This window comes from Plantactinospora sp. DSM 117369 (genome assembly GCF_053764795.1).
Genome location: NZ_CM132446.1, coordinates 8490566 through 8516037, shown reverse-complemented (window position 1 = coordinate 8516037; position 25472 = coordinate 8490566). Strand labels below are relative to the sequence as shown.

The following is a 25472-nucleotide window of genomic DNA, read 5'->3' as shown; positions in this document are numbered from 1 at the left end:
TTCCGCGCATCACCCGGGGCCGGCACCGACGGAAGCACCCCGGGGCCGCCGTTATCCCTTCGGAGCGGCCTCGGGGTGCGACCCAGACAGGGTGACGGGGTTGGTCGCTGTCGGAGCCGACGGCGGTTCGACCGGCAGCGGCGGCTTCGACCGGGCCAGTCGCGATGTTTCGGCAGGCCAGCCCGGTGTGACGATTCGTCGGCTCGGCGACTGGGTAGCAGGACCAGGACAGCCAAGCATCCCCCCACGAGGAGGCGTGTCATGGGTATCGGCACCAGCATCTTCCTGATCGCGCTCGGTGCGATCCTCACCTTCGCGCTGAACGTCAGCATCGGCGGCCTGGACCTGGACGTGGTCGGCTGGATCCTGATGGCGGCCGGCGTACTGGGTCTGATCATGACCACGGTGATCTGGAACAACCGGCGCCGCTCGGTGGTGACCACCACCGAGCCGACCGAATACCGCCAGGTCAGCGCCACCGAGCCGACCGAGTACCGCCGGGTCGAGGAGCGGCGCGACGTGCTGCCGCCCCGGTGACCGGCCGTCCGGTTCCGTCACGGTGATGCGAAAGGCGACGGGCCGGCTGGGGTGCGGTTCGGTGGCTGGGGGCACCGGGCGCACGCCACACCCCAGCCGGCTACTCGGATAGCGCCGCCGGCCCGGTACGTGTCACAGCGCCGGGCGTAGCCCCGTCCGGCTGACCCGGGTCACCGACCGTCGGCGGCCCCGGCAGCCTTCCCGGCGCGCGATCCCGGGGCCGATGACCGCCGGGCCACCGGCCGGGCACCTGATCGCGCCGTGGGCGGCTGACCGCGCCAGCTATGGATCAGCAGCGCGAGCCGCTTCGGGCGGTCCTGGTCGCTCACCACCCAACAGATGGCGCCCATCGCCATCGCGCTGACCGCGAAGAGCGCCAGCAGCACCGGCCAGTCCACTATCGACAGGCCGGTGACGAGCCCGCCGCCCGCCGCGACCGCGCCCGCCCGGCGTAGCGGCACGGCTACTCCGCCTCGACCCGCGGCTGCCGCAGCGCGCGCCGGAGCGCGACCATCGACAGCAGCAGGCGGGTGGCGTAACCGAGCTGGTGCAGGCCGCTGAGCCTGCTCAGTTCGGCCCGGAACTCCTCCTGGTAGCGGGGGCGTTCCGGGGCTGGCAGGGCCTGCACGACGAGGCCGATCAGGCGGGTCGCGGCGGCGCCGGTCCGGGCGGCGATCCGGTGGCGGACCCCGCCGGGTAGCGCCGGGGGAGGCGGAATCCGGGCGGCCACGGCCGCGGCCGCCGCTGGCCTCGCGGCCCGGACGGCCTCGTTGCCGAGGCGCCATCCCCGCAGGTAGTTGCTGGTGTTCCGGGCGATGGCCGAGGCTTCCCGGACGGCCGGGACGAGGGGCTGGTCCGCCCATGGCGCGTAGGGGCCGGGGTCGAGGCCCGGCACCCGGCGCGGCAGCGGCCAGTCCGACGTCGCGCGGTGCGGCTGCGGGCCGGACCGGGGCCCGCCGGCCGCGCGCAGGCCGGCCAGGACCCGCAGCACCACCTCGTCGGCGGTGTCGGCGTGCCGCAGGGCGTTGCCAACCGTGATCTCGTACGCCTCCGCCGGCTGCTCCTGCCCGGTCACGACTGCCCTCCGGCGAGTCCGGGCCGGAGGGTGCCGAGCTTGGCCACCCGTGCGTCCGCCCGGGCCAGTGCCCGGTGAGCCTGGACGGCCCCGTCCGAGGTGAGGGAGTAGTACCGGCGGCGCGGGCGACCGGCCTCGTGCGGGTCCAGATCCTCCCAGCGGGATCGCAGCCAGCCGAGACTCTCCAGCCGGGCCAGGATGGGATGGATGGTGCCGCTGGCCAGCCCGGCGGCGGCGCAGAGTTCCAAGCCGTAGAACTCGCGCGACGGGTGCTCCAGCAGGGTACGCAGCACCGCCCGGGTGGGCAGCGTCATCCGGGGGTTGGGCATGCTCGTACTCTACCAAGCCCTAGCTAGAGTTCAACCTAGTCTTTGCGCGGGTACGCCCACCCGGCGCTACCGTCACCCCGCCGTTACCTGATCCTGGTTGAGTGCCGGACATGACGATCGGTGGCCGGAGAGTCGCCCGAGGTGGGGGCCCGGTCCACCGGTTCTACAGCGTGGCGGTCTTCGTGGTGCTCGCCTCGCTGGACAACGTCGCGATCGGGCTGGTGCCACCGCTCTACGGCTCCATCGCCCCGGCGCTCGACGTCCCTGCCGGCGCGATCGGCGCGGTCACCGCGACGAGTTTCCTGGTCAGCGCGGTGGCCGCGGTCGGCTGGGCGTACGTCGGGGACCGGGCCAACCGCAAGCCGCTGCTCATGGTCGGCACGCTGCTCTGGGCCGCCGGGACGGCCGGCAGCGCCGTCGCCCCGACCTACCTGGCGTTCTTCGGCGCACAACTGCTGGCCGCGATCGGGCTCGGCGCGGTGGGTTCGGTCGGCTTCTCCGTGGTCACCGACCTGGTCAGCCCGCGCCGCCGGGGCGTGGTGCTGAGCTTCTGGGGACTCTCCCAGGGCATCGGCACCCTGGCCGGCACCCTGGTCGGCGGCGTGCTCGGCGCGCAGGACTGGCGGCGCCCGTTCCTGCTGCTCAGCGTCGCCGGCCTGGTGGCGACCGTGGCCTACCTGCTCACCTACGACATCCGGCGCGGCCAGAGCGAGCCGGAGCTGACCGGTGCGCTGGCGGTCGGCGCGGACTACGACTACCGGATCAGCCGGGCCGACCTGCCCGGAATCCTGCGCCGCCGGACGAACCGGTGGCTGGTGTTGCAGGGGCTCACCGCGCAGGTGGCCTTCGGCTCGCTGGTCTGGCTGCCGGCGCTGTTCCGGGAGCGGGCCGAGGCCCAGGGCTACTCGTCGGCCACCGCGACCGTCGTGGGCAGCATCTTCGCCGTACTCTTCCAGCTCGGCGGGGTGCTCTCCATCGTCGGCGGGCTGGTCGGCGACGCCGCGCAACGGCGTACCCCTCGGGGCCGGGCGATGGTCGCGGCGATCGGGGTGCTGGCCGCGGTGCCGTTCTACGCGGTGCTCTTCTTCGTGCCGATCCGGATCGACGTGCCGGACGGCGCTGGTGCCGGTGCGGTGGCCGCGGCCGTGCTCGGCAGCGTCCTCACCGAGCCGACGGTCGGGCTCAGCCTGCTCACCGCCCTGTTCGCGCTCGGCCTCACCTCGGCCAACTCGCCGAACTGGTTCGCGCTGATCGCCGACGTCAACCCGCCGGAACACCGGGGTACGGTCTACAGCCTCGGCAACCTGGTCAACGGGGTGGGCCGGGCGGCCGGCAACGGGCTGATCGGGGTGGCCGCCTCGGCGCTGCGCGCGGCGTTCCCGCCACCGCTGAACTTCGCCGTCGGGCTCGCCGCCTTCCAGCTCTTCTTCCTGCCCACCGGGATCATGTACTGGCTCGCCTCACGCAGCGCCCCCGAGGACATCCGCCGGGTGCACGAGCTGCTCACCGTACGGGCCGGGGAGGTCGCCCCGGACGACCGGCCGGTCGGCTCGGCACCGCCGCCCTCGGGCCGGTCGGCATGAGCCGGCCGGACCGAGGGCCCCCGCACGGCGCCCGGCCGGCCAGGGGATCCCCGCCCGGCCGGCCCGGTCCGCCGACTACCGGTTGTACTCGCCGTAGTAGAAGCCGAGCGGATGCCGGGAATCCCACTCGAGCATGCAGTCGGTCTTGTACGGCCAGTCGTTCAGCCCGCGGTGGATGTAGCACGCGTCCAGACTGGAGAACGGCCCGTACTCGACGTACATCATCGGGCTGACCGAGGCGGTTCCCCGGCCGTCGGTGCCGGCGAGCTGGCCGCGAGGCCGCCCAGGACGAGGCCGCCGGTCAGGGCGGTGGTCAGGACGAGCCGGCGCAGTCGGGTGATCATGTGTTCCCCCCCAGGTCCCACGGGTATGTCGACCGCTCCAGTAGACCTGCACCGGCTGTCAGACCGCTTTCACCGCCCGGTCGCCGCCGCCGACCTCTATCGGGTACCGGCCTCCTCGGCGACCCGGATCCAGACCGTGACGTCGGTCGGCACCCGGCCGTCGGCGTCGAGCGGACCGCTGGCGTGCACCAGCTCGGCACCGGCCGGCAGCTCGACCGGGTCGGCGCCGAAGTTGGTCAGCACCCGCAGCTCCCCGTTGCGGAAGTAGAGCACGTCGTCCGGACTGGTCAGCCAGTACACCGTGCCGGAGCCGAGCCGCAGCTCCCGGCGCAGCCGCAGGCTGGTCCGGTACAGCTCGTACGTCGAGCCGACCACCCCGCGCTGCCGGTCCAGGGCGTACTCGGCCCAGAGTGGAGGCTGCGGCAGCCAGCTCGCGTCCCCCGGCCCGAAGCCGTACGACGGGGCGTCCGCCTCCCACGGGACGGGCACCCGGCAGCCGTCCCGGCCCCGCTCGGCGTGCCCGCTCCGTTCCCAGGTCGGGTCCTGCCGGGCCTCGTCCGGCAGCGTGGTGTGCTCCGGCAGCCCCAGTTCCTCTCCCTGATAGAGGTAGGCCGAGCCGGGCAGCGCGAGCATCAGCAGGGTGGCCGCCCGGGCCCGGCGCAGCCCGACGACGGAGTCCGGCTGCGGGTCGCCGACGCCGATGCCCCGGGGCCGGGGCGTGCCGACCGGCAGCCCGAGCCGGCTGGCGTGCCGCAGCACGTCGTGGTTGGAGAGCACCCAGGTGGTGGGGGCGCCGACCGCCTCGTTGGCGGCCAGCGAGCGGGTGATCACCGCGTACTGGATCGGAGCGGTCCAGGCCGCCTCCAGGTATTCGAAGTTGAACGCCTGGTGCATCTCGTCCGGCCGGACGTACGCGGCCAGCCGCTCCGCGGACTGCACCCACGCCTCGGCGACCAGGATCCGCTCGCCCGGATATTCGTCCAGCACCCGCCGCCAGTCCTGGTAGATCTCGTGTACCCCGTCCTGGTCCCACATCGGCGGCCGGGGACCCTCGGTGCCCTCGCCGGTGACCGGCTCCACCGGCGGATGCCAGTCGGCCAGGTCGGCCTGCTTGACCAACCCGTTCGCCACGTCGACCCGGAACCCGTCCACCCCCCGGTCCAGCCAGTACCGCAGGATGTCCCGGAACTCGGCGCGGACCTCCGGAAGGTCCCAGTTGAGGTCCGGCTGGCCACGGTCGAAGAGGTGCAGATACCACTGCCCGGGGCTGCCGTCCGGTTCGGTGACCCGGGTCCAGGCCGGGCCGCCGAAGACGCTCTGCCAGTCGTTCGGCGGTTCGGTGCCGCCGGGGCCGCGACCGTCCCGGAAGATGTAACGCTGCCGCTGCGGGCTGCCCGGCCCGGCCGCCAGCGCGGCGGTGAACCACGGATGCGCCGAGGAGGTGTGGTTGGGCACGAGGTCGACGATGAACCGCAGGCCACGGCCGTGGGCCTCGGCGATCAGCCGGTCGAGGTCCGCCAGCGTGCCGAAGAGCGGATCCACGTCACGGTAGTCGGCCACGTCGTAGCCGGCGTCCGCCTGGGGCGACGGATAGAACGGCGACAGCCACACCGCGTCCACGTCCAACTCGACCAGGTGGTCCAGCCGGGCTGTTATCCCGGGCAGGTCGCCGACACCGTCGCCGTCGGAGTCGGCGAAGGAGCGCGGATAGATCTGGTAGATGACCGCGTCCCGCCACCACGGCCCGGCCTGGGTCGGCCCGTCGCCCGGGGCCGGCTCGGCGGCGGTGGCGGAGGACATCGTCTCGGTGCTGTTCAGGGTGCTCTCCCATCGGTCACGACGCGCGGGCGGGCCCGGCGTACGGATCCGGTCGGTCGAGGTCCAGTCTTCCGGACGATCGAGGCCCCGTCCTGCCGAGGATCGAGACCCTCTTCCCTTCCCGGGGTTCGAGGTACGGTCTTCCCCGGTCTTCCCGGGGATCGAGGTTCAGTCCTCCCGAGCCGGACCGGTCGAATCGCGTACGACGAGCCGGGCGGGCAGGATCACCGGGGCCGGCTCCTCCCCGGTCCGGGCCCGGCCGGCCAGCGGGCCCAGCAGCGTAGCGGCGGCGAGCCGGCCCTGTTCGGCCGCGGGCTGGGCCACGGTGGTCAGGCCGAACGCGCCGGCCAGGTCGTGGTCGTCGATGCCGATCACGCTGACCTGCTGCGGCACCCGGACTCCGGCCATCCGCAGCGCGATCAGCACACCCATCGCCAGCTCGTTACAGCTCGCGAAGATCGCCGTGGGCAGCTCGCCCTGCGCGATCAGCCGTTCGGTGGCCGCCCGGCCCCCCTCGGCGTCCGCCCGGACCTCGATCTCGAGCCGGGGATCGGGGCTGATGCCGGCGGCCCCGAGCGCCTCCCGGTAGCCGCGGTGCCGCTCCAGGTGGGCGGGATGCGCGAACTCGTCGTCCGGGTCGCCCCAGACGCAGGCGATCCGCCGGTGACCGAGGCTCAGCAGGTGCTCGGTGGCGGTCCGGCCGGCCGCCTGGTCGTCGATCCGGATGCTCGGCCAGCCCGGCACCACCACGCCGGAGCTGACCGTGACGCCCGGCAGCGCCAGGCTGGCGATCGTGGCCAGGTCGTCGGCGCGCATCGGCGTCGCCACCAGCATCACCGCGTCGACCCGCTTGGGCAGGTTGGACTTCAGCAGGCGCGTCCGGGCGTGCTCCCGGCCGCCGATGTTGTAGAGCAGCAGGTCGTACCCGGCGGCGTGCAGGACCTCCTCGGCGGCCTCCACCACGGCACCGACGAACCAGGGGGTGATCCGGGGGACGATCACGGCGACGGTGCCGGTCTTGCCGCCGGCCAGCCGGGAGGCGCTGGGCGACACGGTGTAGTCGAGTTGCTCGGCGGCGAGCAGGACCCGGATCCGGGTCGACTCGGAGACCGTCGGCAACCCGCGCAGCGCCCGGGAGACGGTGGCGGTGGAGACCCCCGCCAGCCGGGCCACGTCGTCGATGGTGGTCACGGTGCCATCCTGATCCGGCCGTACCGCCGGCCACGGCTGCCGGGTCCGGGTCCCGGCCGCCGGGCGGTCCGCCCGCCCGGCGGCCGTCGACCCGCGACGGCCGGTCAGCCCTTGACGCCGCCGGCGAGCAGGCCACGCACGAAGAAGCGCTGGAGGGACAGGAACACGATCAGCGGTACGACGATCGAGATGAACGCGCCCGAGGTGAGCCGTTGCCACTCGTTGGCCCGGGTACCGGCCAGCTCGGCCAGGCGTACGGTCAGCGGTGCCGTCTCGCTGCCACCACCGGCGAAGATCAGCGCCACCAGCAGGTCGTTCCAGACCCAGAGGAACTGGAAGATGCCGAACGCGGCCAGCGCCGGCACGATCAGCGGCAGCACGATGGAGCGGAAGATCTTCGGATGGGTGGCGCCGTCCACCCGGGCCGCCTCCATCAGGTCCTTCGGAAGCTGCGAGATGAAGTTGTGCAGCAGGAAGACGGCGACCGGCAGCGCGAAGCAGGTGTGTGCGAACCAGACCTGGACGAACTTCTCCTCGTCGTCGAGGTTCCACGCCGGCATCAGCTCGACGCCGCCCAGGCTGACCCCCTCGGAGAAGAAGCTGAGCAGCGGTACCAGCGCCATCTGCAACGGCACGATCTGCAACGCGAAGACGGCGATGTAGATCCAGTCCCGCCCCTTGAAGTTGATCCAGGCCAGCGCGTACGCGGCCAGCGCGGCGAAGGCCAGCGGGAAGAGCACCGACGGGATCGTGATCACCAGCGAGTTGATGAAGTAGCCGGCGAGCTGCCCGGAGGAGGCCGAGCGGCCGAAGAGCACCTCCTGGTAGTTCTCCAGGGTGAACTGCGGGTTGGTGAACGCCGTCCACCAGCCGGTGGTCTTGATCTCGTCCTCGGGCCGGAACGACGAGACGAACAGCCCGAAGGTGGGCACCGTCCAGAGCACCGCGATCAGGATCGACGCGGCGGTGGCGAACGGGTTGTTGAGCCGGCGGCGTACCCGGGCGGCCCGGGTGACCGGCGGGGTGGCGACGGACTGCGTACCGGCCAGCGCGGGAGGGGTCGTGGTGGTCATCTCATGCCTCCCGCTGCTTGCGCAGGTTGCGGACCTGGTAGATCACGATCGGGATCACCAGGACGAAGAGGAAGACGGCCAGCGCCGACCCTTGGCCGGTCTGGCCGAACCGGAACGCCTGGTTGTACATCTCGTTGGCGATCACGCCGGTGTCGAAGTTGCCGTTGGTGGTGGTCCGGACGATGTCGAAGACCTTGAGCGTGGCGATCGAGACCGTGACCACCACGACGATCAGGGCCGGCCGGATGCTCGGCAGGGTGATCTGCCAGAACATCTGCCAGGGGTTCACCCCGTCCAGCCGGGCCGCCTCGACGACGTCGGCCGGGATCGCCTTGATCGCGGCCGAGAGCACCACCATCGCGAAGCCGGCCTGGATCCAGATCATGATCACGATCAGCAGCAGGGTGTTCAGCGGGGGGTTGTTGAGCCACTGCTGCGGCTCGCCGCCGAGCATCACCCAGACCTGGTTGAGCAGGCCGATCTGGTCGTACTCGCCGGAGCGGTAGGCGTAGACGAACTTCCAGATGATGCTGGCGCCGACGAACGAGATCGCCATCGGCATGAAGATCAGCGCCTTGGCCGCCGCCTCGAACCGGGCCCGGTCGACCAGGACGGCGTAGAGCAGCCCGATGGTGGTGGCCACCAGCGGCACCAGGACCACCCAGATCAGGGTGTTGGTGAGGATGCCGAAGATCTCGTCCTGGGCGAACATCCACCGGTAGTTGGCCAGCCCGACCCAGTTGTTGCTGCCACCGTCCATGAAGGACAGGATGGTGGTCCGGACGGCCGGTACGACCAGGCCGATCGTGAGCAGTGCCAGGGTGGGCAGCAGGAAGAAGAGCGCGAGCGCGCCCTCCGGGCGGTTCGCCACCGACCGGCGGCGCGGCCGGGGACCGGCGGCGACCGCCGAGCCCTGCGCCGAGGCCGCGATCAGGGCCGCCTCGCGGCGCCGGGCGAACCAGTTGGGTACGACGTCGAGCAGCACGAGCAGTCCGCCGACCACGACCGCGAAGGCGATCAGGCCGTAGAGCAGCATCAGCAGCTTTGGTGCCTCGTCGGCGAAATCCATCAGCGCCTCCAACGCCAAGACGTTCGGGAAGCCGAACGGTCCGGCCCGCAGTGGCGCGGGCCGGACCGTCGGGGTGTCACTTCGGCCAGGAGCCTTCGACGAAGTCGAGGGTGCTCTTGGTGTCCTTGCCGTTGACCCAGTCGATCATGCCCTTCCAGAGGGTGCCGGAGCCGACGGCGGCGGGCATCAGGTCGGAGCCGTCGAACCGGAAGACCGCGCTCTTGTCGAGCAGGACCTCCATCGAGAGCTTGTCGACCGCCTGCTGGACCTTGCTGACGTCGAGCTTGTTGTTCGGCGTGATCCAGTTGCCCAGTCCGGCCCGGGAGTTGGCGTACTCGCCGGTCATCAGGTACTGCCGGACGGCCTGCACCGCCGGGCCGTCGGTGAAGGCGACGGTGAACTCGCCGCCGCCGAGTACCGGCTTGCCCTTGGCCGGGTCGACCGCCGGGAAGTAGAAGGCGTAGATGTCGCCGTCCGGGCCGATCTTGGTGCCCTTCGGCAGGTAGTTGGCGTAGAAGTTCGCCTGCCGGTGCATCGAGCACTGGCCCTGGAGGATCGGCAGGCCACCCTCCTGGAACGGGGTGGTGGTCAGGCTCTTCACGTCACCGTAGCCGCCGTTGACGTACTTCGGGTTCTTCAGGACCTGACCCGCCTGGTCGACGGCCTGGAGCACCCGGGGGTCGTTGAACGGGATGCCGTGGGTGGTCCACTGGTCGTAGACCTCCGGCGTCTGCGTACGCAGCATCAGGTCCTCGATCCAGTCGGTCGCCGGCCATCCGGTGGCGTCGCCCGACTCCAGCCCGACGCACCAGGGCTTCTGGTTCGTCGCCGCGATCTTGTCGCTCAGCTCCATCAACTGCTGCCAGGTGGTCGGCACCTGGTAGCCCTTCTCGGCGAACGCCTTCGGCGAGTACCAGACGAAGGACTTCACGTTCGCGCCGAGCGGGGTGCCGTAGAGCTGCCCGCCGACGGTGGCGTACTTCAGCCAGTCGGCCGGGTAGTTGGCCTCGGCCAACGTCTTCTGCTCCGCCGTCATCGGCTTGAGCTTGTTGGCCTGGGCGAACCGGGCGAGCAGCCCGGGCTGCGGGATGAAGGCCAGGTCGGGCGGGTTACCGCCGTCGACCTGCACCTGGAGCTGGGCCTCGAACTCGCCGCTGCCGTCGTAGTCGATCTCGATGCCGGTGCAGTCCTCGAACTGCTTCCACGACTGCCGCAGCAGGTCGGCCTCGGCGTCCCGGATCGACGCGTAGATGGAAACGCTCTCGCCGTCGTGACCCTGGTAGGCCGAGTACGGTGCGCACTCCGCCGAGTCGGGGTCGAGCCCGCTCTCACTGTCGCCGGAACAGGCGGTGGCGCCAAGTGCCAAGGCCAACACACTGGCGATCGCGAAGGCCTGGCGTGGTCTGGACTGGACCGCCATGCCGTCCTCCTTTCGTGCCGGCGTGCCGATTGCCTGTTGGCTACCGAGCCGGCCTATGGGCGTCACCACATGTAAGCGCTTGCAGCCATAGTCGTCCAGCCCCGGCGAGCCACGAGGCCGTAACGATTCGGAAACCCGACCTCAACCGCCGGGCCGGCCGGACGCCGCCCGGCTACTCGGACGCGGGGGCCGCCGGTACGGCCTCGGGCTCGTCGAGGATCGCGGCGAAGCGCTGCTCGGCCAGGTCGAGCTGGCCGAGGATGTGTGCCCGGGCCTCGGCGGCCAGCGGGGTGTCCGGCCGGGTGACCAGGTCACGGAAGAGCGGCACCAGGGGCCGGTATTTCCGGGCCGAGCGGTGCACCTTGTCGCCGGTGGTGTGGATGACCCCCACGCCGTTGTCGGTGAAGTCGGACACCTTGATCACCCGGGCCCAGGGCTCCCGGTCCAGGCTCACCGCCAGGTGCGCGCGGTACTGCTCGTCCCGGTCGCGGTCGGGGTCGTACTCCGGGTTGGTGACCGCCGCGATCAGCCGGGCGACCCGGGGGTTGAACCGCCGGGCCGCCTCGGCCAGCGCCGCCTCGGTGGCCGCCGGCCCGGTCGTCCCGGCGGGCAGGCCGGCGAGTTCCGCCGGGTGGTCCTCCACCGCGTCGTGCAGCAGCGCCGCCACGATCACGTCGACGTCGGTCACCGAGTAGTAGCAGATGATCCGGATGGCCACCCGGAGCAGGTGGTTGAGGTAGGGCTCGCGGACCCGGCGGTCGTCGCGGTGCAGCGTGCCGGCGAGGTCCAGCGCCGCTGCCAGCCGGGTCTGCTCCGCCGGGGTGAAGCGCTCGGCCTCCAGCCGGAACCGGTCCCGCAGGCCGGCTTCGCCGTAGACCTCGGTCACGGCGTGCAGCGGCATGCTCTTCAGGTACGTCGGCGAGGCCATGTCGTCCAGGTATACCGGATCGGCCCCACCGGCGGGTCCTCCCGGGCCCGGTTCCGCTCTTCCACTTGCTGAAGTTTTCTGCCACGATCGATTCACACATGGAAAACTTTCGCCATGGGAGGTCATCGTGCGCTTCCGCCTGTCCGCTTCCGTCGGTGCCGGCCTGCTGCTGGCCGCCGCGGTGCTGGTGCCGGCCTCGCCGGCCGCCGCCGCACCCACCTTCAAGGTGCCGTTCCCGTGCGGCCAGTCCTGGTCCGGGCAGACCCGGACCAACCACAGCCCGGCGTACGCCGTCGACTTCAACCGCACCGACGACCAGGGCGACCCGGTGGTGGCCAGCGCCCCCGGCACCGTCGACGTCGTCGCCGACCTCGGCAACACCAGCTACGGGAAGTACGTCCGGATCAACCACGGCAGCGGGTACACGACCTACTACGCCCACCTGAACAGCTTCAACACGGCCGTCGGGCGGACCGTCGGCTACGGCACCGTGATCGGGTACGTCGGCACCACCGGCGGCTCCACCGGCCCGCACCTGCACTACGAACAGCGGCTCAACGGTTCAGACATCCAGGTGCGGTTCAACGGCACGCTGGCGCTCTACTGGGGCACCCGCACCTACACCAGCGACAACGCCTGCTCGGGCGGGAGCACCGGATCCGGCACGGTGAACACCGCGGGCAGTCCGCTGACCGTCCGGTCCGGCCCCGGCACCGGCTACTCCTCGGTCGGTACGGTCGCCGACGGGGCGGGAGTCACCATCTACTGTCAGACCACCGGTACGACGGTGACCGGCACCTACGGCACCAGCAACATCTGGGACCGGATCGGGACCGGCCGGTTCATCTCCGACGCCTACGTCCTGACCGGCTACGACGGCTTCATCCCCGGCGTACCACGGTGTTGAGCGGCGGTCGCCGGTAGGCCGGAGAAGACAGATCGCCGGGACGCCGGGCCCGGGTCGTCCAGGGGAGAGAGGGAGACCCGGGCGCGGCGCCCCGGCTTGCCTGTCGGGGGTTCTTCGGTACGGACAGGGATTCTTCAGCGATGCAGGGCCGGCGCTGCGCCAACGTCGGCCTCGCGTCAGCTGAAGAGGCTGACGCCGCCGGGGCCGACGAGCAGACCGACGATGATGAGCACGACGCCCCAGAGGATCTGCCGCCGGAACAGTGCCAGCACACCGGCGACCACCAGTACAACCGCGAGGATCCAGAGCAAAAATTCCATGGCTCAGGAACTACCCCCGGCGCTGATCGCGGAAACCTTGCCGGCGGTGGCTCCGGCGAAGGGCGGGTGCAGGTGGAACACGCTGTACGCCTGCTTGATCACCGGGTGCGCGACGTTGCGGACCCGTACCCCGCCCGGGGTGGTGCCCCGCTCGCTGCCGGCGTGCGCGTGCCCGTGCAGGGCCAGTTCGGTCGGCGCCGAGTCGATGGCCTGACCGAGCAGGTACGAGCCGAGGAACGGATAGATCTCCGGCGGCTCTCCGGCCAGGGTGTCGGGCACCGGGGCGTAGTGGGTCAGCGCCACCCGTACGTCGCAGTCCATCTCGCGCAACGCCTCGCCGAGCTGGTCGGCGATGGCGCTGGTGGTCCGGACGAAGGCCTTCATCTCCGGTTCGCCGAACTCGCTGGCGCACCTGCCGGCGAAGCCGCCGCCGAAGCCCTTCGCGCCGGCGATGCCGAGCCGCACCCCGGAGCACTCCAGCACCACGTTGGTGCCCTCCAGCACCAGGATGCCGGCGTCCTCCAGCACCCGGATCACCGCCGGCACCTCGTCGCAGTGGTGGTCGTGGTTGCCGAGCACCGCGACCACCGGTACGCCGAGGTTGCCGAACTCGGTCGCCACGCAGCGGGCCTCGGACTCGGTGCCATGCCTGGTCAGGTCACCGGCCAGCAGCAGGACGTCGGCACTGTCCGGCAACTGTTCCAGAGCCGGCCGGAACCGCCCGACCACGTCCTGGTCCAGGTGCACGTCGCCGACCGCCGCGATCCGGATCACCATGTCGTCGCCTCCCTCACCGCAGCTCCTCCACCTCGGTCGGCGCCTGGGTACGGATCAGTCCGATGTCGACCGTCACCGGCACCTCGGGGAATTGCTCCAGCACCAGGCGGAGGATCTCCTCGCGGCGCTGCGCGCTCTCCACCTCGCCGCAGAGCACCACCGAGTGGTCCCGGCGGGTCACCGTGATGCCCTGTTCGGCGATCTCGGTGCGTTCGGTGAGCAGGCGCTGGATAGCCGCCTCCAGATAGTCGTCGGGCGGCTCGGTGCCCGCCGTGCCGCGCTGGTTCATGTCGCCACCTCGCTCCGCTCGTCCATGCCGGTCATTCCCTCCTCCTCCCCGGCCGAGGAGGAGTAGCGCTTCTGCTCGCCGGCCGGGTAGCGCTTCTCCTCGCCGGCCGGCGAGTAGGGCACCACGTCCAGCCGGTCCAGCAGCACCAGGAAGGCCTCGGCGTACGGGGAGTGCGCCGTCTCCTTGCGTACCCGGTCCCAGTCGATCTGTTCCCGCAGCGAGCGGGCCAGCGGCAGTCCACGGGCGAAGTCGCAGTAGTGCTGCGAGAAGCTGAGCAGCTTGTGCACCATCAGATGGGTGGCCGACAGCACCGGCATGTGGATGGCGTCGACCGGGCGTACCACGGTGTCCCGGAAGGTCTCGTCGGTGACCGGGGTCTCGATCGGCCGATGTATCAGATCCACCATCCGGTCGTTGTCCCAGACCTTGACCAGCCAGTCCTCCGGGGGGCGCTCGGCGGTGAAGCCGGCCTCGACGAGCGCCTCCAGGGCGCGCTCGGTGTCCTGCTCGCGGATGAGGAAGTCGACGTCGTGGTCGCTGGAGTGGCCGCCGTGCGCGTACACCGCGAAGCTGCCACCCAGCGCGAAGGGGATCTCGGACTGCTTCAGGACGGCGGCGACCCGCTTGAGGGTGGCAAGAAGGGTCTCGTCGCCGCGGTGATCCATCGGGTCTCCCGTGTCGGTGATCATTGGGCATCTGGTCAATGGGGTGGAGATTTACCGGTACCCGGCACTTCGTTCCTTCACACCTGGGCCGGGATCCGGTGGCGGTGGCCCCGAGCGGGAACCGGCACGGCCTGAGCGGGAACCGGACGTACCGGCACGGAGAGCGTGGCCAGGCCCGCGGGACGGGCCGGCCGGAACGGCTCATCCCGCACAGCCCGGACGGCGGCGGCTTTGTCGGGCCGGGGGGCTGCGCGGGCCGGGTACCGTTGCTGAGCGTGGCCCGAACTCTCCAGGAGCGGCGGAACGGGGGACGGCTGCGGGCCGTGGCCCTGGTCGGAATCGACGGCTCGGGCAAGACCACCCAGGCGCACCGGCTGGCGGACGCGTTGACCGAGGCCGGCATACCGGCGACGTACTGGCAGAACGCCGGCGGGCGGCGGTGGTTCGGCCGGCTGGCTCGCAAACTGGGCCGGCGGGACGCCCAGCGCCTGCTGGGCCGGGACGGGATGCTGCTGGCCGAGTCGGGGCTGCGTTGGCTGGCCATCGCGCGGGCGCTGCTCCGCTCCCGGCTCCGCTCCCAGGTCGCCGTGATGGACCGCTACTCGGTCTGCCAGTACGCCAGCATCCGGGCGCACGGCGGCGGGCGTCGCTGGGAGACCCTCGCCCGGCTGCTGTACCGGATCTTCCCCCCGCCCGACATCACCATCCTGCTCGCGGTGGACCCGGGTGAGGCGTACCGGCGGATCGAGGCCCGGGGCACCGACCACGAGGACATCACCTACCTGGCCGCCGGAGCGGCGGCGTACCGCTCGCTGCCGGAGTTCGCCGGGTTCGTGGTGGTGGACGCCAACCGCTCCCCGGACGAGGTGACCCGGGCGATCCAGGCCGGTGTGCGGGACTGGCTGCCGGCCGACCGCCGACCGCCCGGGTTCGGCAGCCCGCCGCCGGTACCGTCCGGCGGATCCGGCCCCGTGCCGGGCGTCGCGGACTCCGGTCCCGGGCCGGCCCCGGAAGCGGCATCGACCGTCGGTGTCCCGGACCTCGCCGAGACCGCCCCGACCGGCTCGGCCGGCACCGGTCCACCCGACCCGACCGGCTCACCGGACCCGGCGGGCGCACTCGACCCGACCGGCTCGCGGGGTGCCCCGGATCCGCTGGGTACGCCGGATCCGGCCACCCGGTCGTCCGGACCGGACGGGGGCGAGCCGGCCGGGGCCGGGTCGGTCAGGCCCGGCCGTACACCGGTATCGTCGCACCGCTCGTCGGCGCCGACTCGTCACTGGCCAGGAAGCGGATCACCCCGGCGATCTCCGCCGGGGCCACCCAACGGGAGTGGTCCGCGCTGGGCTGCGCCGCCCGGTTGGCCGGCGTGTCGATGACACTCGGCAGCACGGTGTTGCACCGCACGCCCGACTGCCGGTATTCCACGGCTACCGCCGAGGCGAAGGCGAGTACCGCCGCCTTCGCGGTGACGTAGCCGGCGGCACCGGGGAACGGGGCGAGCGCCGCCCGGGAGGAGACGCAGACCACCGATCCGCCGCCGGCCTCCAGCAGGTACGGCAGCGCGGTCCGGGTGACCAGGTAGGTCGGGCGCAGGTTGCGGACGATCATCTGTTCGAAGTCGGCGACCGGGGTCTCGTGCACCAGGCCGCCGGCCGCGTACCCGCCGGCCAGGTTCACCACCGCCCGCAACGGCGCCCCGGCGGTACCGCCGGCCACCTCGACCGCTGCCGCGACCTGTTCCGGATCGCTGAGGTCCGCCGCTACCCGCAGCACCCCGTCACCCGCCTCGCCGGGGAGGGGCGCCGGTTCCGCCCGGCCGGCCGGCCGTACGGGTACGACCACCCGCCACCCGGACGAGACGAATGCGGCGGTGACCGCCCCGCCGAGCCCGCCCGCCCCGCCGCTGATGAACACAGTGCGATCCGCCATGCCTGCCACGCTATCGGCAGCGCCGGGCGGGTCGCCGGCACACCACCCCAAGCCACGCCCGGTGACCACCCGCGGGACGGACGGTCCGATCTGGACAACCCGGATCGGCTCCACCACCCGGTGGCACCCAGGCCCGAGCCGCCCGTCCGGCCCGGACGCGCCGCCCCGTCGTACGGTGGGCAGCGGGTCCCGTGCCCGTCGGGCACCGGTTTCCGCCCGGGTTTCCAGCCCGCCGCCGGGGCCACTCCGGTAGCCTATCGATGGATGACTATTCACCCGGATGCCGTCCAGCGTTGCGGGCTCGGTGACCCTGCCGAGACGAAGGTGTGGTGGGAATGGCACGCTCGGCTGGCCGGACCGGCCGCAATTTCCCACCCGTTGGGCGTACTTTCGCAGGTGTAGCGCGTCACGGTTGACGCTCCCGCCTCCGTGAAAGTAAGTTTCATCCGTGGTGAAGACTGCGAAGGTTTCTGCGAGTCACGAGACAGGTGGGCTGATTGTCCATATCAGCGGCCTGCTCCCGTCGCTGTCGCCCGCCGAGCAACGGGTCGCCAGACTCGTCGTGGCGGATCCCGCCGACGCCGCTCGCCGGACCATCACAGACCTCGCGACCGCCGCCGAGACCTCCGAGGCCACCGTCATCCGGTTCTGCCGGTCGGTCGGCATGGACGGCTACCCGCAACTGCGGATCCGGCTCGCCGCCGAGGCGGCCCGCCGGGTGGAGCCGCCGGACGCCCGGGTCGTCGGCGGCGACATCCCGCCCGGCGCCGACCTGGCACAGATCATCGCGACCATCGCCTTCAGTGACGCCCGGGCGGTCGAGGAGACCGCGGAGCAGCTCGACGCGGCGGTCTGCGAGCAGGTGGTCGAGGCGATCAGCGGTGCCGGCCGGGTCGACATCTACGGCGCTGCGGCGAGCGGTTTCGTCGCCTCCGACTTCCAGCAGAAACTGCACCGGATCGGCCGGACCGCGTTCTACTTTCCGGACGTGCACACCGCGCTGACCTCGGCGGCTCTGCTCGGCAAGGGCGACGTGGCGATGGGCATCTCGCACACCGGCACCACGCTGGACGCGATCGAGGTGCTGGAGCAGGCGCGGGCCCGGGGGGCGACCACGGTCGCGCTGACCAACTTCCCACGGTCGCCGATCACCGATGTCGCGGACTACGTGCTCACCACGGCGGCCCGGGAGACGACGTACCGGTCCGGCGCGATGGCCAGCCGGCTCGCCCAGTTGACGGTGGTCGACTGCCTCTTCGTCGGGGTCGCGGCGCGTAACCGGGCCAGAGCCAAGAGGGCACTTGAGGTCACCGCCGAAGCGGTGCTCCCGCACCGGGTCAAGGGGAGGCGGGCATGAGAAGCGGGCGGACCGGCCGGTCCGGCGTGACGGTGTCGCGATGCGGCGCCGTGCGCGGCGAGGCGACGGTATGAGGCACGGGCTCTGGCCGAGGCGAGGCGGCGGTGTGAGTCACGGACTCTGGGGTGGCCGAGGCGCTGGGGGGCGGACATGACGGCCGGACGGGTCGAGCCCGGTGCGCTACCCGCCGCCACCCCGCGTCCGGATTCCGACGCGGGGTCCTCTTACCCGCCGACCGGGCCCGGCCACCGGCCGGAGGACGGCGGCGGGCGGCCCGGAGACCCCGGCCCGACGGCGGGCGTGGCCGAGGGGCGGGAGCCGCGGGCGGTGGTCCGGGTCAGTTCCCCGACCGAGCTGCGCAACCCGCGCAGTCTCGACCTGGACGTGATGTCCGTCCGGGACGTCCTGAAGGTGATCAACGAGGACGACCGGCGGGTACCGGCCGCGGTGGCGAAGGTGCTGGACGAGATCGCCGTGGCGGTCGAGTTGGCCGTGACGGCGCTCCGGTCCGGGCGCCGGGTGCACTACTTCGGCGCGGGCACCTCGGGACGGCTCGGTGTGCTCGACGCCGCCGAGCTGGCGCCCACCTTCAACGCTCCGGACCGCTGGTTCTGCGCCCACCTGGCGGGTGGGCCGGACGCGATGTGGCGGGCCGTCGAGGATGCCGAGGACGACGAGGCCGGCGGTGCCGAGGAGGCGCGGTCCTGCGTACGCCCCGGTGACCTCGTGGTCGGCCTGGCCGCCAGCGGGCGTACCCCGTACGTGCTCGGGGCGCTGCGCGCGGCGACCGACCTGGGCGCGGACACCGCGCTCATCTGTGCCGATCCGGGCGCTGCGGCGGCCCGGTCGGTGACCGTGTTCATCGGGGTCGAGACCGGCCCGGAGGTGGTTACCGGTTCGACGCGGATGAAGGCCGCGACCGCACAGAAACTGGTGCTGAACGGGTTTTCCACCGCCGTGATGGTGCGGCTGGGGCGGGTCTACTCAAACCTGATGATCGACATGGTCGCCACCAACGCGAAACTGCGGGGACGGATGATCTCGATCCTCGTGGAGGCGACCGGCTGTGCCGAGGAGGTCGCACAGCACGCGCTGACCGAGGCCGACGGTGACCTGAAGGCCGCTCTGGTGTCGCTGCTGTCCGGTGCCGCCCCCGCCGACGCCCGGGCCGCGCTGGATCGCTCGGCGAACCAGGTACGCGGCGCGATCGCCCTGCTCGCCGGCTGACTCCCGGGGCGTCGGCCGACGCCCCCGGAGTCCGGTTTCCGGCCGGCCCAGCCCGACCTGCGGAGGGCGGCGCCGGGAGTGTCGGGGACCCGACGTACCGGCCCGGGACTATCTCCGGGCTCCGGATTGTTGGGCAGGCGGAGGGGTAACCCTGGGGCGGCGGGATGAACCGACTGGCCGCGCCGTGCGTATATCGAAGCGTGACGAGTATCGCAGCAACCTGGTGACGTGGATCGCTGTGTGTCGTTGTGTGGCGATGATGCGATAGCCGGTGTAGAGCCGTCGCAGGCCCCGTAGCTGCGGTATCGCCGGCTCCGACATGCCCCGATCGAGACGACTGACAGCAAACGTCGATCGTGCTTTCAGCAACTACTCAGGCATTCGTGACACTTTCGACTCACCAGATGGAATCCCTAACGCGTCTCAACTGTTGTGTAGGTGTCAGCACCGCGGGGCACAGCGGAAGTTACGGGGAGGGCTGATGAACGTGGGGATGGCAGGAGCAGGAACCCGGGCCACCGGGAGTAACGACGAGGGGACCGTGGGGAACGTGGAGAAGAAGATCGTGATGCGGACCGACGAGGTCGCCGAGGAGCGCGACCTGGTCGGCGTGTACCTGCACGAGATCTCCCGCACACCGCTGCTCGACGCCGCCGCCGAGGTCGACCTCTCCAAGGCCATCGAGGCTGGCCTCTACGCTGAGCACCTGATCGACTCCGAGAAGCTCCCGGTCGGCGTCAGCCGCGCGGAGCTGGAGCGGCTGGTGGTCGAGGGGGAGCGGGCGAAGGACCTCTTCATCCGGGCCAACCTCCGGCTGGTCGTCTCCATCGCCCGCCGGTACGTCCGCTCCGGGATGCCGATGCTGGACCTGATCCAGGAGGGCAACACCGGTCTGGTCCGAGCGGTCGAGAAGTTCGACTACGAGCGGGGCTACAAGTTCTCGACGTACGCGACGTGGTGGATCCGGCAGGCGATCAGCCGAGCGATCGCTCAGCAGGAGCGCACCGTACGGCTGCCCGTGCACCTGGTCGAGGACGTCAACCGGATGCGCAACGTGGCCCGCCAGCTCACCCGTGAGCTGGGCAGCGACCCGGAGCCGGAGCAGATCGCGGCGGCGCTGGGCGTGCCGGTGGAGCGGGTGCACGAGCTGGTCCGCTGGTCGCAGGACACCGTCTCGCTGGACACTCCGGTCGGTGACGACGGGGACACCAACCTCGGTGACCTGGTCGCGGACAGCGACGCCCCGTCGCCGGAGGAGATCGTGCTCACCGGCCTGGAGCGGCAGCGCATCGAGGGCCTGTTGAACCACCTCGACGACCGGTCGGCCGGGATCATGCGGGCCCGGTACGGCCTGGAGGACGGCCGCGAGCACTCGCTGACCGAGGTCGCCTCCCGGTTCTCGCTCTCCCGGGAGCGGATCCGGCAGCTGGAGATCCAGGCACTGGGCCGGCTGCGTGAGCTGGCCCGGGCCGAGGGACTACAGGCGGCCTGAGCGGGCAGGGCTGACTCCCGGCGGCAGGCCGGCGGTCGGCAACTTCGACGAACCGGCGAGCGGCCGGCGTCCGACATCGGACGCCGGCCGCTCGTCGTCGTACCCGGGACCGGACGCCGGGTGCCTGCGGAGCGCCGTACCAACATCAACCATTAGGGTGACCGGCACCACGACAGTGAGTTCCGCTCGCGTCGGGAGGTGCGCCGCCGGCCGGACGGTGGCGTGCCCACCACCGACGGAGGAATCCGGGGAGGACTCCGTGCCGATCAGTCCGACCGCCCGGCGTCGCCGGCTCGGCATCGAGCTGCGTCGCCTGCGCGAACGGGAGCAGCTCACCCTTCTCCAGGTCGCACAGCGGATGAAGTGCTCCGATGCCAAGATCTCCCGGATCGAGGCGGGAAAGCACTCCACCCGGACCCGCGACGTCCTCGCCCTGCTCGACATCTACCGGGTGGCCGACGAGCGTACCCGCGAGGTGCTGGCGACCCTGGCCAAGCAGTCGACCCAACGCGGCTGGTGGGTCACCTACGGCGGCGCGATCCCGGACTGGTTCGAGGTGTACGTCGGACTGGAGTCCGAGGCGACCGAGATCCGTACCGTGGAGACCCACCTGGTGCCCGGGCTGTTGCAGACCGAGGCGTACGCCGCCGCGCTGATCCGGTCCACCCAGCCGCTCGCGCCGGCCGAGGAGCTGACCCGGCAGGTGGAGCTCCGGCTGGCCCGGCAACGGCGGCTGCACGAGCACGACCCGATGCGGCTGCGGGTGGTGCTCGGCGAGGCGGTACTGCGCTGCCGGGTCGGCGACGAAGCGGTCATGCGCGACCAGCTCGGCCACCTGGCGGTGCTGGCCGAACGGTCCCACGTCGAGCTGCGGGTGGTCCGGTTCAGCAGCCCGGCGTACACCGCCTTCGGCCGGCCGTTCGCGATCCTCGGCTTTCCCGAGCCCACCGATCCGGGCCTGGTCTACACCGAACATCGGACCGGCGCGCTCTACATCGACGAGCCGGCCCAGATCGCCTCCTTCGCGCTTGCCTTCGACCACCTGGTTGCGGCAGCGTTGTCGCGGAAAGAATCGGCGCGGCTGCTCAGGGAGACGGCGGCCTTCTGGACGTGAGGGAGGACCGGACGGGATGCGGCCGGACGAAAGCATGCTGACCTGGCAAAAGAGCAGCCGATCTGGCGGTGAGGGCGGCAACTGTGTCGAGGTGGCCCGGCTCGCCGCCGGCGTCGCCGTACGTGACTCCAAGGACACGGCCGGCCCGGTACTCCGGTTCGTGCCGACCGCCTGGGTGGCCTTCCTCACCGTCCTCGGCTCCGACGGCCGGGTCCCCGGCTGACCCGGTGATCCCTGGCCGCGGATCACCCGGCGGCCCATTCCTCATACCAGCCCGGGCACCAGGATGCCGGCCAGCAGCGCCGCCACGACGGCGGCCAGCAGCAGCACGCTCCGGGGGTTGCCGAAGTTGAGGGTCCAGCCCACGCCGATCCGCTTCTGCACCAGGAGCGCCGGATCGTCGCGGTTGACGTAGCAGAGGCCGGCCAGCCGCCAGTGCCGGTCGTCGTCGGGGTGCGCGACGTCGGGGCGTTCGGCCGGCGGGGCCGGGACGGTGGCGATCCGGCTGCCGCCCTGGCCGGCGCGTACCGCCACGACGATCACGTAGACGGTGCCGAGCAGGGCGGAGAGCAGCATCGCGACGGTGGCCAGCGGCCCGGGTGCCCGTCCCTGCCACATCGGCAGGACGGCGCAGAGGATGGTGAGGTTTCCGCAGGTGGCGAGCACCAGCAGGGCCCGGGAGATGCGCCGGAGGAAGAGCCGGTGCTGGCTGGCCGAGCGCTTCGGAGCGGAGGGCTCCAGATCGGCCCGGCTCCGGTACGACCAGGCGAGCAGGGCGATCAGCAGGACCGTGCTGGCCAGTTCGATCGCCACCGGTACGCCGACCACCCACGGCGACTTCGCCTGCCAGGCCACCACGGTGGAACCGTTGGTGCGGGTCGGCACCCGTTCCGGCATCTCCGGGTAGCCGGCGATCCCGGCGGCGAGCGTGACCAGCGGGACCAGCAGCGCGGGCAGCATCCACGGCCAGGGCAGCCGCTCCGGCCCGGTACGCAGCGACGTGTCCACCGTGATCCGCTGAGTGACGCCGGTGTACCAGCCGTCCTCGGCCTTGACCCGCTGGATCGCCCGGCGGGCCAGCAGATAGAAGAGCGCGACCAGCAGCATCAGTGCCACCATCGGGGCCAGGCCGACCAGCGCCACGGTGTCGTCGTCGCCGTCGCCGGCCACGGTCAGCGTGAGGGCGACGCCGGCCAGCAGTCCGACCAGTCCACTCGCGGCGACCCTGCTCCGGAAGGTGCGGATCTGACCGGCGATCGCCGCGTCGCCGGCCCGCTGGGCGGGCACCCGTACCCCGAACGGTAGGGTCGGTCGCTGGACCGAGGGCATCATCCAGGCGGAACCGGCGACGGTGAGCAGCGCGATGTTGACCCAGGCGACCGTCATCATCGCGACTCCTCCTGGCTCTCGCCGAACGCCGTCAGGATGGTGCGGCAGATGTCGAGCACCTCTTCCCGGCTCAGGCCGTGCGCGGTCGCCTCGGCCAACAGGGTGGTGGCCCGGGCGGTCCAGTCGGCGACGAACTCCGGTGCCGGCGGTCCCGAGTTGCCGTCCCGGAGCACCACCGCGCCGGACTTCCGGTTGATCCGCAGCAGGCGCTGCTGGCGCAGCAGGTCGTAGCCCTTGTTGACGGTGTGGAAGTTGATGCCGAAGTCGGTGGCCAGGGCCCGGGTGGAGGGCAGCGGACTGCCCTCCCGGAGCGCGCCGCTGGCGATCGCCTCGACCACCCGGTCACGCAACTGCTGGTAGATCGGGACCTCGCTGTTCGGGTCCACCTCGATTATCACGCCGCCGCCCTTCTGTTCCACAAGTTATAGAACAGTCAAGTCCCCCTGACAAGCTCGCCGCGCTTCGGCGGCGCCCGCCCCCGCCCCCCGGCCTCCCCGCCGTCGCGCTCGGCTGCCACTCGCCCTCGGCCCGAGGATCTGCTATACAACATATAGAACAGATAGTCGTCCTGGCCAGAAGCGGCGCCGACGGCGGCAGCGGCTGGCGGAGGGAGACGGGCTCCGGTCGGAAGTGACCGACCACGACGAGGAAACGCGGGTGGAGCAGATGGCGACGATGAGGATCTCCGGTGACGCGGTGGCCTTCGAGTTCACCGGCCTGGACCGACTCTGGCTCGGTCGACGGGCCCGGACCGTGCCACTGCGGTCCGTACGGCGGGTGGCGTACGTCGAGCGGTCGCTCCGGCTGGCCGCCGGCGCCCGCCGAGGGCTGGTGGTCACCGGCATTGCCAAGATCGGGGTCTGGGGCCTGTTCGGCGGCCCGCGCCAGTTGGTGTACGCCCGCCGTGGCATGCCCGGCCTGCACCTGCGGCTCGATCGGAGCACGGTGGACGGAGCCCTCGACGAGGTGGTCTTCGCCACCCCGGACGCGGCCCGGCTCGCCGCCGCCGTGCAGCGGCACATCACCCGCACCCTGGACCGGGCATGAGCCGGGCGGCCGTCCCGGTCGAGGTGTCCCGGCTGACCAAGCGGTTCGGCCGGGTCACCGCCGTACGCGAGCTGAGTTTCAGCATCCGGCCCGGGGCGATCACCGGCTTTCTCGGGCCGAACGGCGCGGGCAAGACGACGACGATGCGGATGATCCTCGGCCTGGTCAGGCCGACCTCCGGTACGGCGACGATCGGCGGCCGGCGCTACCGGGAGTTGGAGCGGCCCTCCGGTACGGTCGGCGCGGTCTTCGACGCCTCGGCCTTCCACCCCGGACACACCGCCCGGGACCACCTGCGGACGTACGCCGCGATGGGCGGGTACCCGGACGGTCGGGTCGAGGAACTATTGCGGCTGCTCGGGCTGGCCGAGGCGGCCCACCGGCGGACCCGGACCTTCTCGACCGGCATGCGGCAGCGGCTGAACCTCGCCACCGCACTGCTCGGCGATCCGCCGGTGCTGCTGCTCGACGAGCCGGGCAACGGGCTCGACCCGGAGGGCATCGCCTGGCTGCGGGACTTCCTGCGCGAGCTGGCCCGGCAGGGCCGGACCGTGCTGATCTCCAGCCACGTACTGAGCGAGGTCCAGCAGATGGTGGACGAGGTCGTGGTGATCCGTGGCGGACGGCAGGTGGCGGCCGGCCCGCTCGTCGACCTCGTCGGCGCGTCGGGAAGCCTCGAACAACTCTTCCTCCGGCTCACCTCGACCGCGCCGGACGCCGACGGCGCCAGGACCGGTGACCGTGCCGAGGATGTGGAGGGGGTCCGATGAACCGCCTGGTCCGGGCCGAGTTCCGCCGCCTGCTGGCCACCCGGCTCTGGCTGGTGGCGCTGCTGATCGCCCTGCTCTGCGGCGCCGGTCTGATCGGCCTGCTGACCCTGCTCGGGCCGGAGAACTTCGACCCGCCGATGCCGGGGCTCGACACCGACACCGGGGTACGGACCGTCCTCGGCATGGTCGGCTACACCATGTTCGTTCCGGCGGTACTGGGCACGTGGGCGGTCAGCGCGGAGTACCGGCACCGGACCGTTGACTTCACCTTTCTGTTCGCGCCCCGGCGCTGGCAGGTGCTGATGGCGAAGCTGGTCGCGTACGGCGTCGCCGGGCTGGCGTACGGGCTGGTGCTCACCGGCTCCGGCGCGGCGGTGTTCTTCGCCGCTGCGGCGGCCCAGGGCGTCACACCAGGACTCTCCACCGGGTCGATCCTGGAGCTGTTCGCCCGGCTGGCCGTCTCGATGGCGGTGTACACGCTGCTGGGAGTCGGGATCGGCGCGCTGGTGGGCAACCAGGTAGCGGCCCTCGCCGTGGTCGTCGGCTACTTCTACCTGCTCGAACCCCTGCTCGTGATCGTCCCCGGGGTGAGCCGACTGTACCCGTACCTGCCGGCCGGGGCGACCGCCTCGCTCACCGGGTTCAGCCACGTCGTCGACGCAGCGGCCGAAGGGCTCGGCCTCGCACCGGTCCAGCTCATGTCACCGCTGGGCGGCGGGCTGCTGCTCGCCGGCTACGCGGCGGTGGCCGCGGTGCTCGCCGTCGCCGTACCCCTGCGGCGGGACGTCACCTGAGCCGGGCCAACGGCCGGCGAGGGAC

The 25472-nt window shown here is 71.9% G+C and carries 27 protein-coding genes and 2 pseudogenes; 12 read left to right on the top strand and 17 right to left on the bottom strand.

What is annotated here, in order from left to right:
• The first annotated feature begins 261 nt into the window (after positions 1-261).
• The gene (locus ACSMXO_RS36420) at positions 262-537 is read left to right on the top strand and encodes a DUF6458 family protein (RefSeq protein ID WP_455415497.1); all 276 of its coding nucleotides are present in this window, start codon (positions 262-264) and stop codon (positions 535-537) included.
• 170 nt (positions 538-707) lie between these two features.
• On the opposite strand, the gene ACSMXO_RS36415 is transcribed toward ACSMXO_RS36420, so the two are convergent.
• From ACSMXO_RS36415 to ACSMXO_RS36405, 3 genes are read right to left on the bottom strand one after another with little or no spacing between them, the layout of a single operon-like run.
• Complete coding sequence (locus ACSMXO_RS36415) at positions 708-998, bottom strand: hypothetical protein (RefSeq protein WP_455415496.1); 291 nt, start codon at positions 996-998, stop codon at positions 708-710.
• A 2-nt stretch (positions 999-1000) separates the two neighbouring features.
• Positions 1001-1612 carry a hypothetical protein gene (locus ACSMXO_RS36410; protein WP_455415495.1) on the bottom strand — a complete coding sequence of 204 codons (612 nt, stop codon included), beginning with the start codon at positions 1610-1612 and terminating at the stop codon, positions 1001-1003.
• Positions 1609-1941, bottom strand: a complete 333-nt coding sequence (locus ACSMXO_RS36405) for a PadR family transcriptional regulator (RefSeq protein ID WP_455415494.1) — start codon at positions 1939-1941, stop codon at positions 1609-1611. The genes ACSMXO_RS36410 and ACSMXO_RS36405 overlap by 4 nt, the downstream gene beginning before the upstream one ends.
• A 110-nt stretch (positions 1942-2051) precedes the next feature.
• Here ACSMXO_RS36405 and ACSMXO_RS36400 point away from each other — a divergent pair, with 110 nt between their 5' ends.
• Positions 2052-3524: an MFS transporter gene (locus ACSMXO_RS36400; RefSeq protein ID WP_346260513.1), complete on the top strand. Its 1473-nt coding sequence runs from the start codon at positions 2052-2054 to the stop codon at positions 3522-3524.
• Between the two features lie 75 nt (positions 3525-3599).
• On the opposite strand, the gene ACSMXO_RS36395 is transcribed toward ACSMXO_RS36400, so the two are convergent.
• The 7 genes from ACSMXO_RS36395 to ACSMXO_RS36365 form a co-directional block, all read right to left on the bottom strand.
• A complete protein-coding gene (locus tag ACSMXO_RS36395) occupies positions 3600-3749 on the bottom strand; it encodes a hypothetical protein (RefSeq protein WP_455415493.1) in 150 nt (49 codons plus the stop codon).
• A gap of 215 nt (positions 3750-3964) precedes the next feature.
• A complete protein-coding gene (locus tag ACSMXO_RS36390) occupies positions 3965-5668 on the bottom strand; it encodes a glycoside hydrolase family 13 protein (RefSeq protein ID WP_455415492.1) in 1704 nt (567 codons plus the stop codon).
• A gap of 186 nt (positions 5669-5854) precedes the next feature.
• On the bottom strand, positions 5855-6877 hold the full coding sequence (locus tag ACSMXO_RS36385) for a LacI family DNA-binding transcriptional regulator (protein ID WP_455415491.1): 1023 nt from the start codon (positions 6875-6877) through the stop codon (positions 5855-5857).
• Between the two features lie 104 nt (positions 6878-6981).
• On the bottom strand, positions 6982-7950 hold the full coding sequence (locus ACSMXO_RS36380; protein ID WP_346260509.1) for a carbohydrate ABC transporter permease: 969 nt from the start codon (positions 7948-7950) through the stop codon (positions 6982-6984).
• Position 7951: 1 nt separating this feature from the next.
• Positions 7952-9019 (bottom strand): carbohydrate ABC transporter permease, encoded by a 1068-nt coding sequence (locus tag ACSMXO_RS36375; protein ID WP_346260508.1) that lies wholly within the window; start codon positions 9017-9019, stop codon positions 7952-7954.
• Between the two features lie 76 nt (positions 9020-9095).
• Complete coding sequence (locus tag ACSMXO_RS36370) at positions 9096-10439, bottom strand: ABC transporter substrate-binding protein (protein ID WP_455415490.1); 1344 nt, start codon at positions 10437-10439, stop codon at positions 9096-9098.
• A 172-nt stretch (positions 10440-10611) separates the two neighbouring features.
• The gene (locus ACSMXO_RS36365; protein WP_346260506.1) at positions 10612-11367 is read right to left on the bottom strand and encodes an HD domain-containing protein; all 756 of its coding nucleotides are present in this window, start codon (positions 11365-11367) and stop codon (positions 10612-10614) included.
• Positions 11368-11494: 127 nt separating this feature from the next.
• On the opposite strand from ACSMXO_RS36365, the gene ACSMXO_RS36360 reads away from it, so the two are divergent.
• Positions 11495-12274, top strand: a complete 780-nt coding sequence (locus ACSMXO_RS36360; protein WP_346260505.1) for a peptidoglycan DD-metalloendopeptidase family protein — start codon at positions 11495-11497, stop codon at positions 12272-12274.
• Between the two features lie 176 nt (positions 12275-12450).
• Here ACSMXO_RS36360 and ACSMXO_RS36355 read toward each other — a convergent pair whose 3' ends face one another.
• The 4 genes and pseudogenes from ACSMXO_RS36355 to ACSMXO_RS36340 all read right to left on the bottom strand — a co-directional run.
• On the bottom strand, positions 12451-12594 hold the full coding sequence (locus tag ACSMXO_RS36355; protein WP_346260504.1) for a GPGG-motif small membrane protein: 144 nt from the start codon (positions 12592-12594) through the stop codon (positions 12451-12453).
• Between the two features lie 3 nt (positions 12595-12597).
• Complete coding sequence (locus tag ACSMXO_RS36350; RefSeq protein WP_346260503.1) at positions 12598-13371, bottom strand: metallophosphoesterase family protein; 774 nt, start codon at positions 13369-13371, stop codon at positions 12598-12600.
• Between the two features lie 13 nt (positions 13372-13384).
• Complete coding sequence (locus ACSMXO_RS36345) at positions 13385-13660, bottom strand: hypothetical protein (RefSeq protein WP_455415489.1); 276 nt, start codon at positions 13658-13660, stop codon at positions 13385-13387.
• An 83-nt stretch (positions 13661-13743) separates the two neighbouring features.
• Positions 13744-14325: pseudogene (locus ACSMXO_RS36340) on the bottom strand (nucleotidyltransferase); the annotation flags it as partial.
• 275 nt (positions 14326-14600) lie between these two features.
• On the opposite strand from ACSMXO_RS36340, the pseudogene ACSMXO_RS36335 reads away from it, so the two are divergent.
• Positions 14601-15227: pseudogene (locus ACSMXO_RS36335) on the top strand (dTMP kinase); the annotation flags it as partial.
• A gap of 322 nt (positions 15228-15549) precedes the next feature.
• Here ACSMXO_RS36335 and ACSMXO_RS36330 read toward each other — a convergent pair.
• Positions 15550-16257, bottom strand: coding sequence for an SDR family NAD(P)-dependent oxidoreductase (locus ACSMXO_RS36330; protein WP_455415488.1), 708 nt, complete (start codon positions 16255-16257; stop codon positions 15550-15552).
• Between the two features lie 448 nt (positions 16258-16705).
• On the opposite strand from ACSMXO_RS36330, the gene ACSMXO_RS36325 reads away from it, so the two are divergent.
• The 5 genes from ACSMXO_RS36325 to ACSMXO_RS36305 all read left to right on the top strand — a co-directional run bounded on the left by ACSMXO_RS36325 (position 16706) and on the right by ACSMXO_RS36305 (position 21670).
• Entirely contained in the window at positions 16706-17614 is a 909-nt protein-coding gene (locus ACSMXO_RS36325) for a MurR/RpiR family transcriptional regulator (protein WP_346260500.1), read from the top strand.
• 150 nt (positions 17615-17764) lie between these two features.
• Positions 17765-18841, top strand: coding sequence for an N-acetylmuramic acid 6-phosphate etherase (locus tag ACSMXO_RS36320; RefSeq protein WP_455415487.1), 1077 nt, complete (start codon positions 17765-17767; stop codon positions 18839-18841).
• Positions 18842-19334: 493 nt separating this feature from the next.
• On the top strand, positions 19335-20333 hold the full coding sequence (locus ACSMXO_RS36315; protein WP_455419394.1) for a sigma-70 family RNA polymerase sigma factor: 999 nt from the start codon (positions 19335-19337) through the stop codon (positions 20331-20333).
• Positions 20334-20592: 259 nt separating this feature from the next.
• Complete coding sequence (locus ACSMXO_RS36310) at positions 20593-21447, top strand: helix-turn-helix domain-containing protein (RefSeq protein ID WP_346260497.1); 855 nt, start codon at positions 20593-20595, stop codon at positions 21445-21447.
• A 16-nt stretch (positions 21448-21463) separates the two neighbouring features.
• A complete protein-coding gene (locus ACSMXO_RS36305) occupies positions 21464-21670 on the top strand; it encodes a DUF397 domain-containing protein (RefSeq protein ID WP_318394888.1) in 207 nt (68 codons plus the stop codon).
• Positions 21671-21711: 41 nt separating this feature from the next.
• Here the strand turns inward: ACSMXO_RS36305 and ACSMXO_RS36300 are convergent, their stop codons facing one another.
• Both ACSMXO_RS36300 and ACSMXO_RS36295 read right to left on the bottom strand, forming a co-directional pair.
• A complete protein-coding gene (locus ACSMXO_RS36300) occupies positions 21712-22836 on the bottom strand; it encodes a DUF1648 domain-containing protein (protein WP_455415486.1) in 1125 nt (374 codons plus the stop codon).
• A complete protein-coding gene (locus ACSMXO_RS36295) occupies positions 22833-23255 on the bottom strand; it encodes a GntR family transcriptional regulator (RefSeq protein ID WP_455415485.1) in 423 nt (140 codons plus the stop codon). The genes ACSMXO_RS36300 and ACSMXO_RS36295 overlap by 4 nt, the downstream gene beginning before the upstream one ends.
• Positions 23256-23502: 247 nt before the next feature.
• Between ACSMXO_RS36295 and ACSMXO_RS36290 the strand changes: the two genes are divergently transcribed.
• From ACSMXO_RS36290 to ACSMXO_RS36280, 3 genes are read left to right on the top strand one after another with little or no spacing between them, the layout of a single operon-like run.
• Complete coding sequence (locus ACSMXO_RS36290) at positions 23503-23883, top strand: hypothetical protein (RefSeq protein WP_455415484.1); 381 nt, start codon at positions 23503-23505, stop codon at positions 23881-23883.
• On the top strand, positions 23880-24653 hold the full coding sequence (locus ACSMXO_RS36285) for an ABC transporter ATP-binding protein (protein WP_455415483.1): 774 nt from the start codon (positions 23880-23882) through the stop codon (positions 24651-24653). Before ACSMXO_RS36290 ends, ACSMXO_RS36285 begins: the two co-directional genes overlap by 4 nt.
• On the top strand, positions 24650-25447 hold the full coding sequence (locus ACSMXO_RS36280) for an ABC transporter permease (RefSeq protein WP_455415482.1): 798 nt from the start codon (positions 24650-24652) through the stop codon (positions 25445-25447). The genes ACSMXO_RS36285 and ACSMXO_RS36280 overlap by 4 nt, the downstream gene beginning before the upstream one ends.
• The last annotated feature ends 25 nt before the right edge of the window (positions 25448-25472 follow it).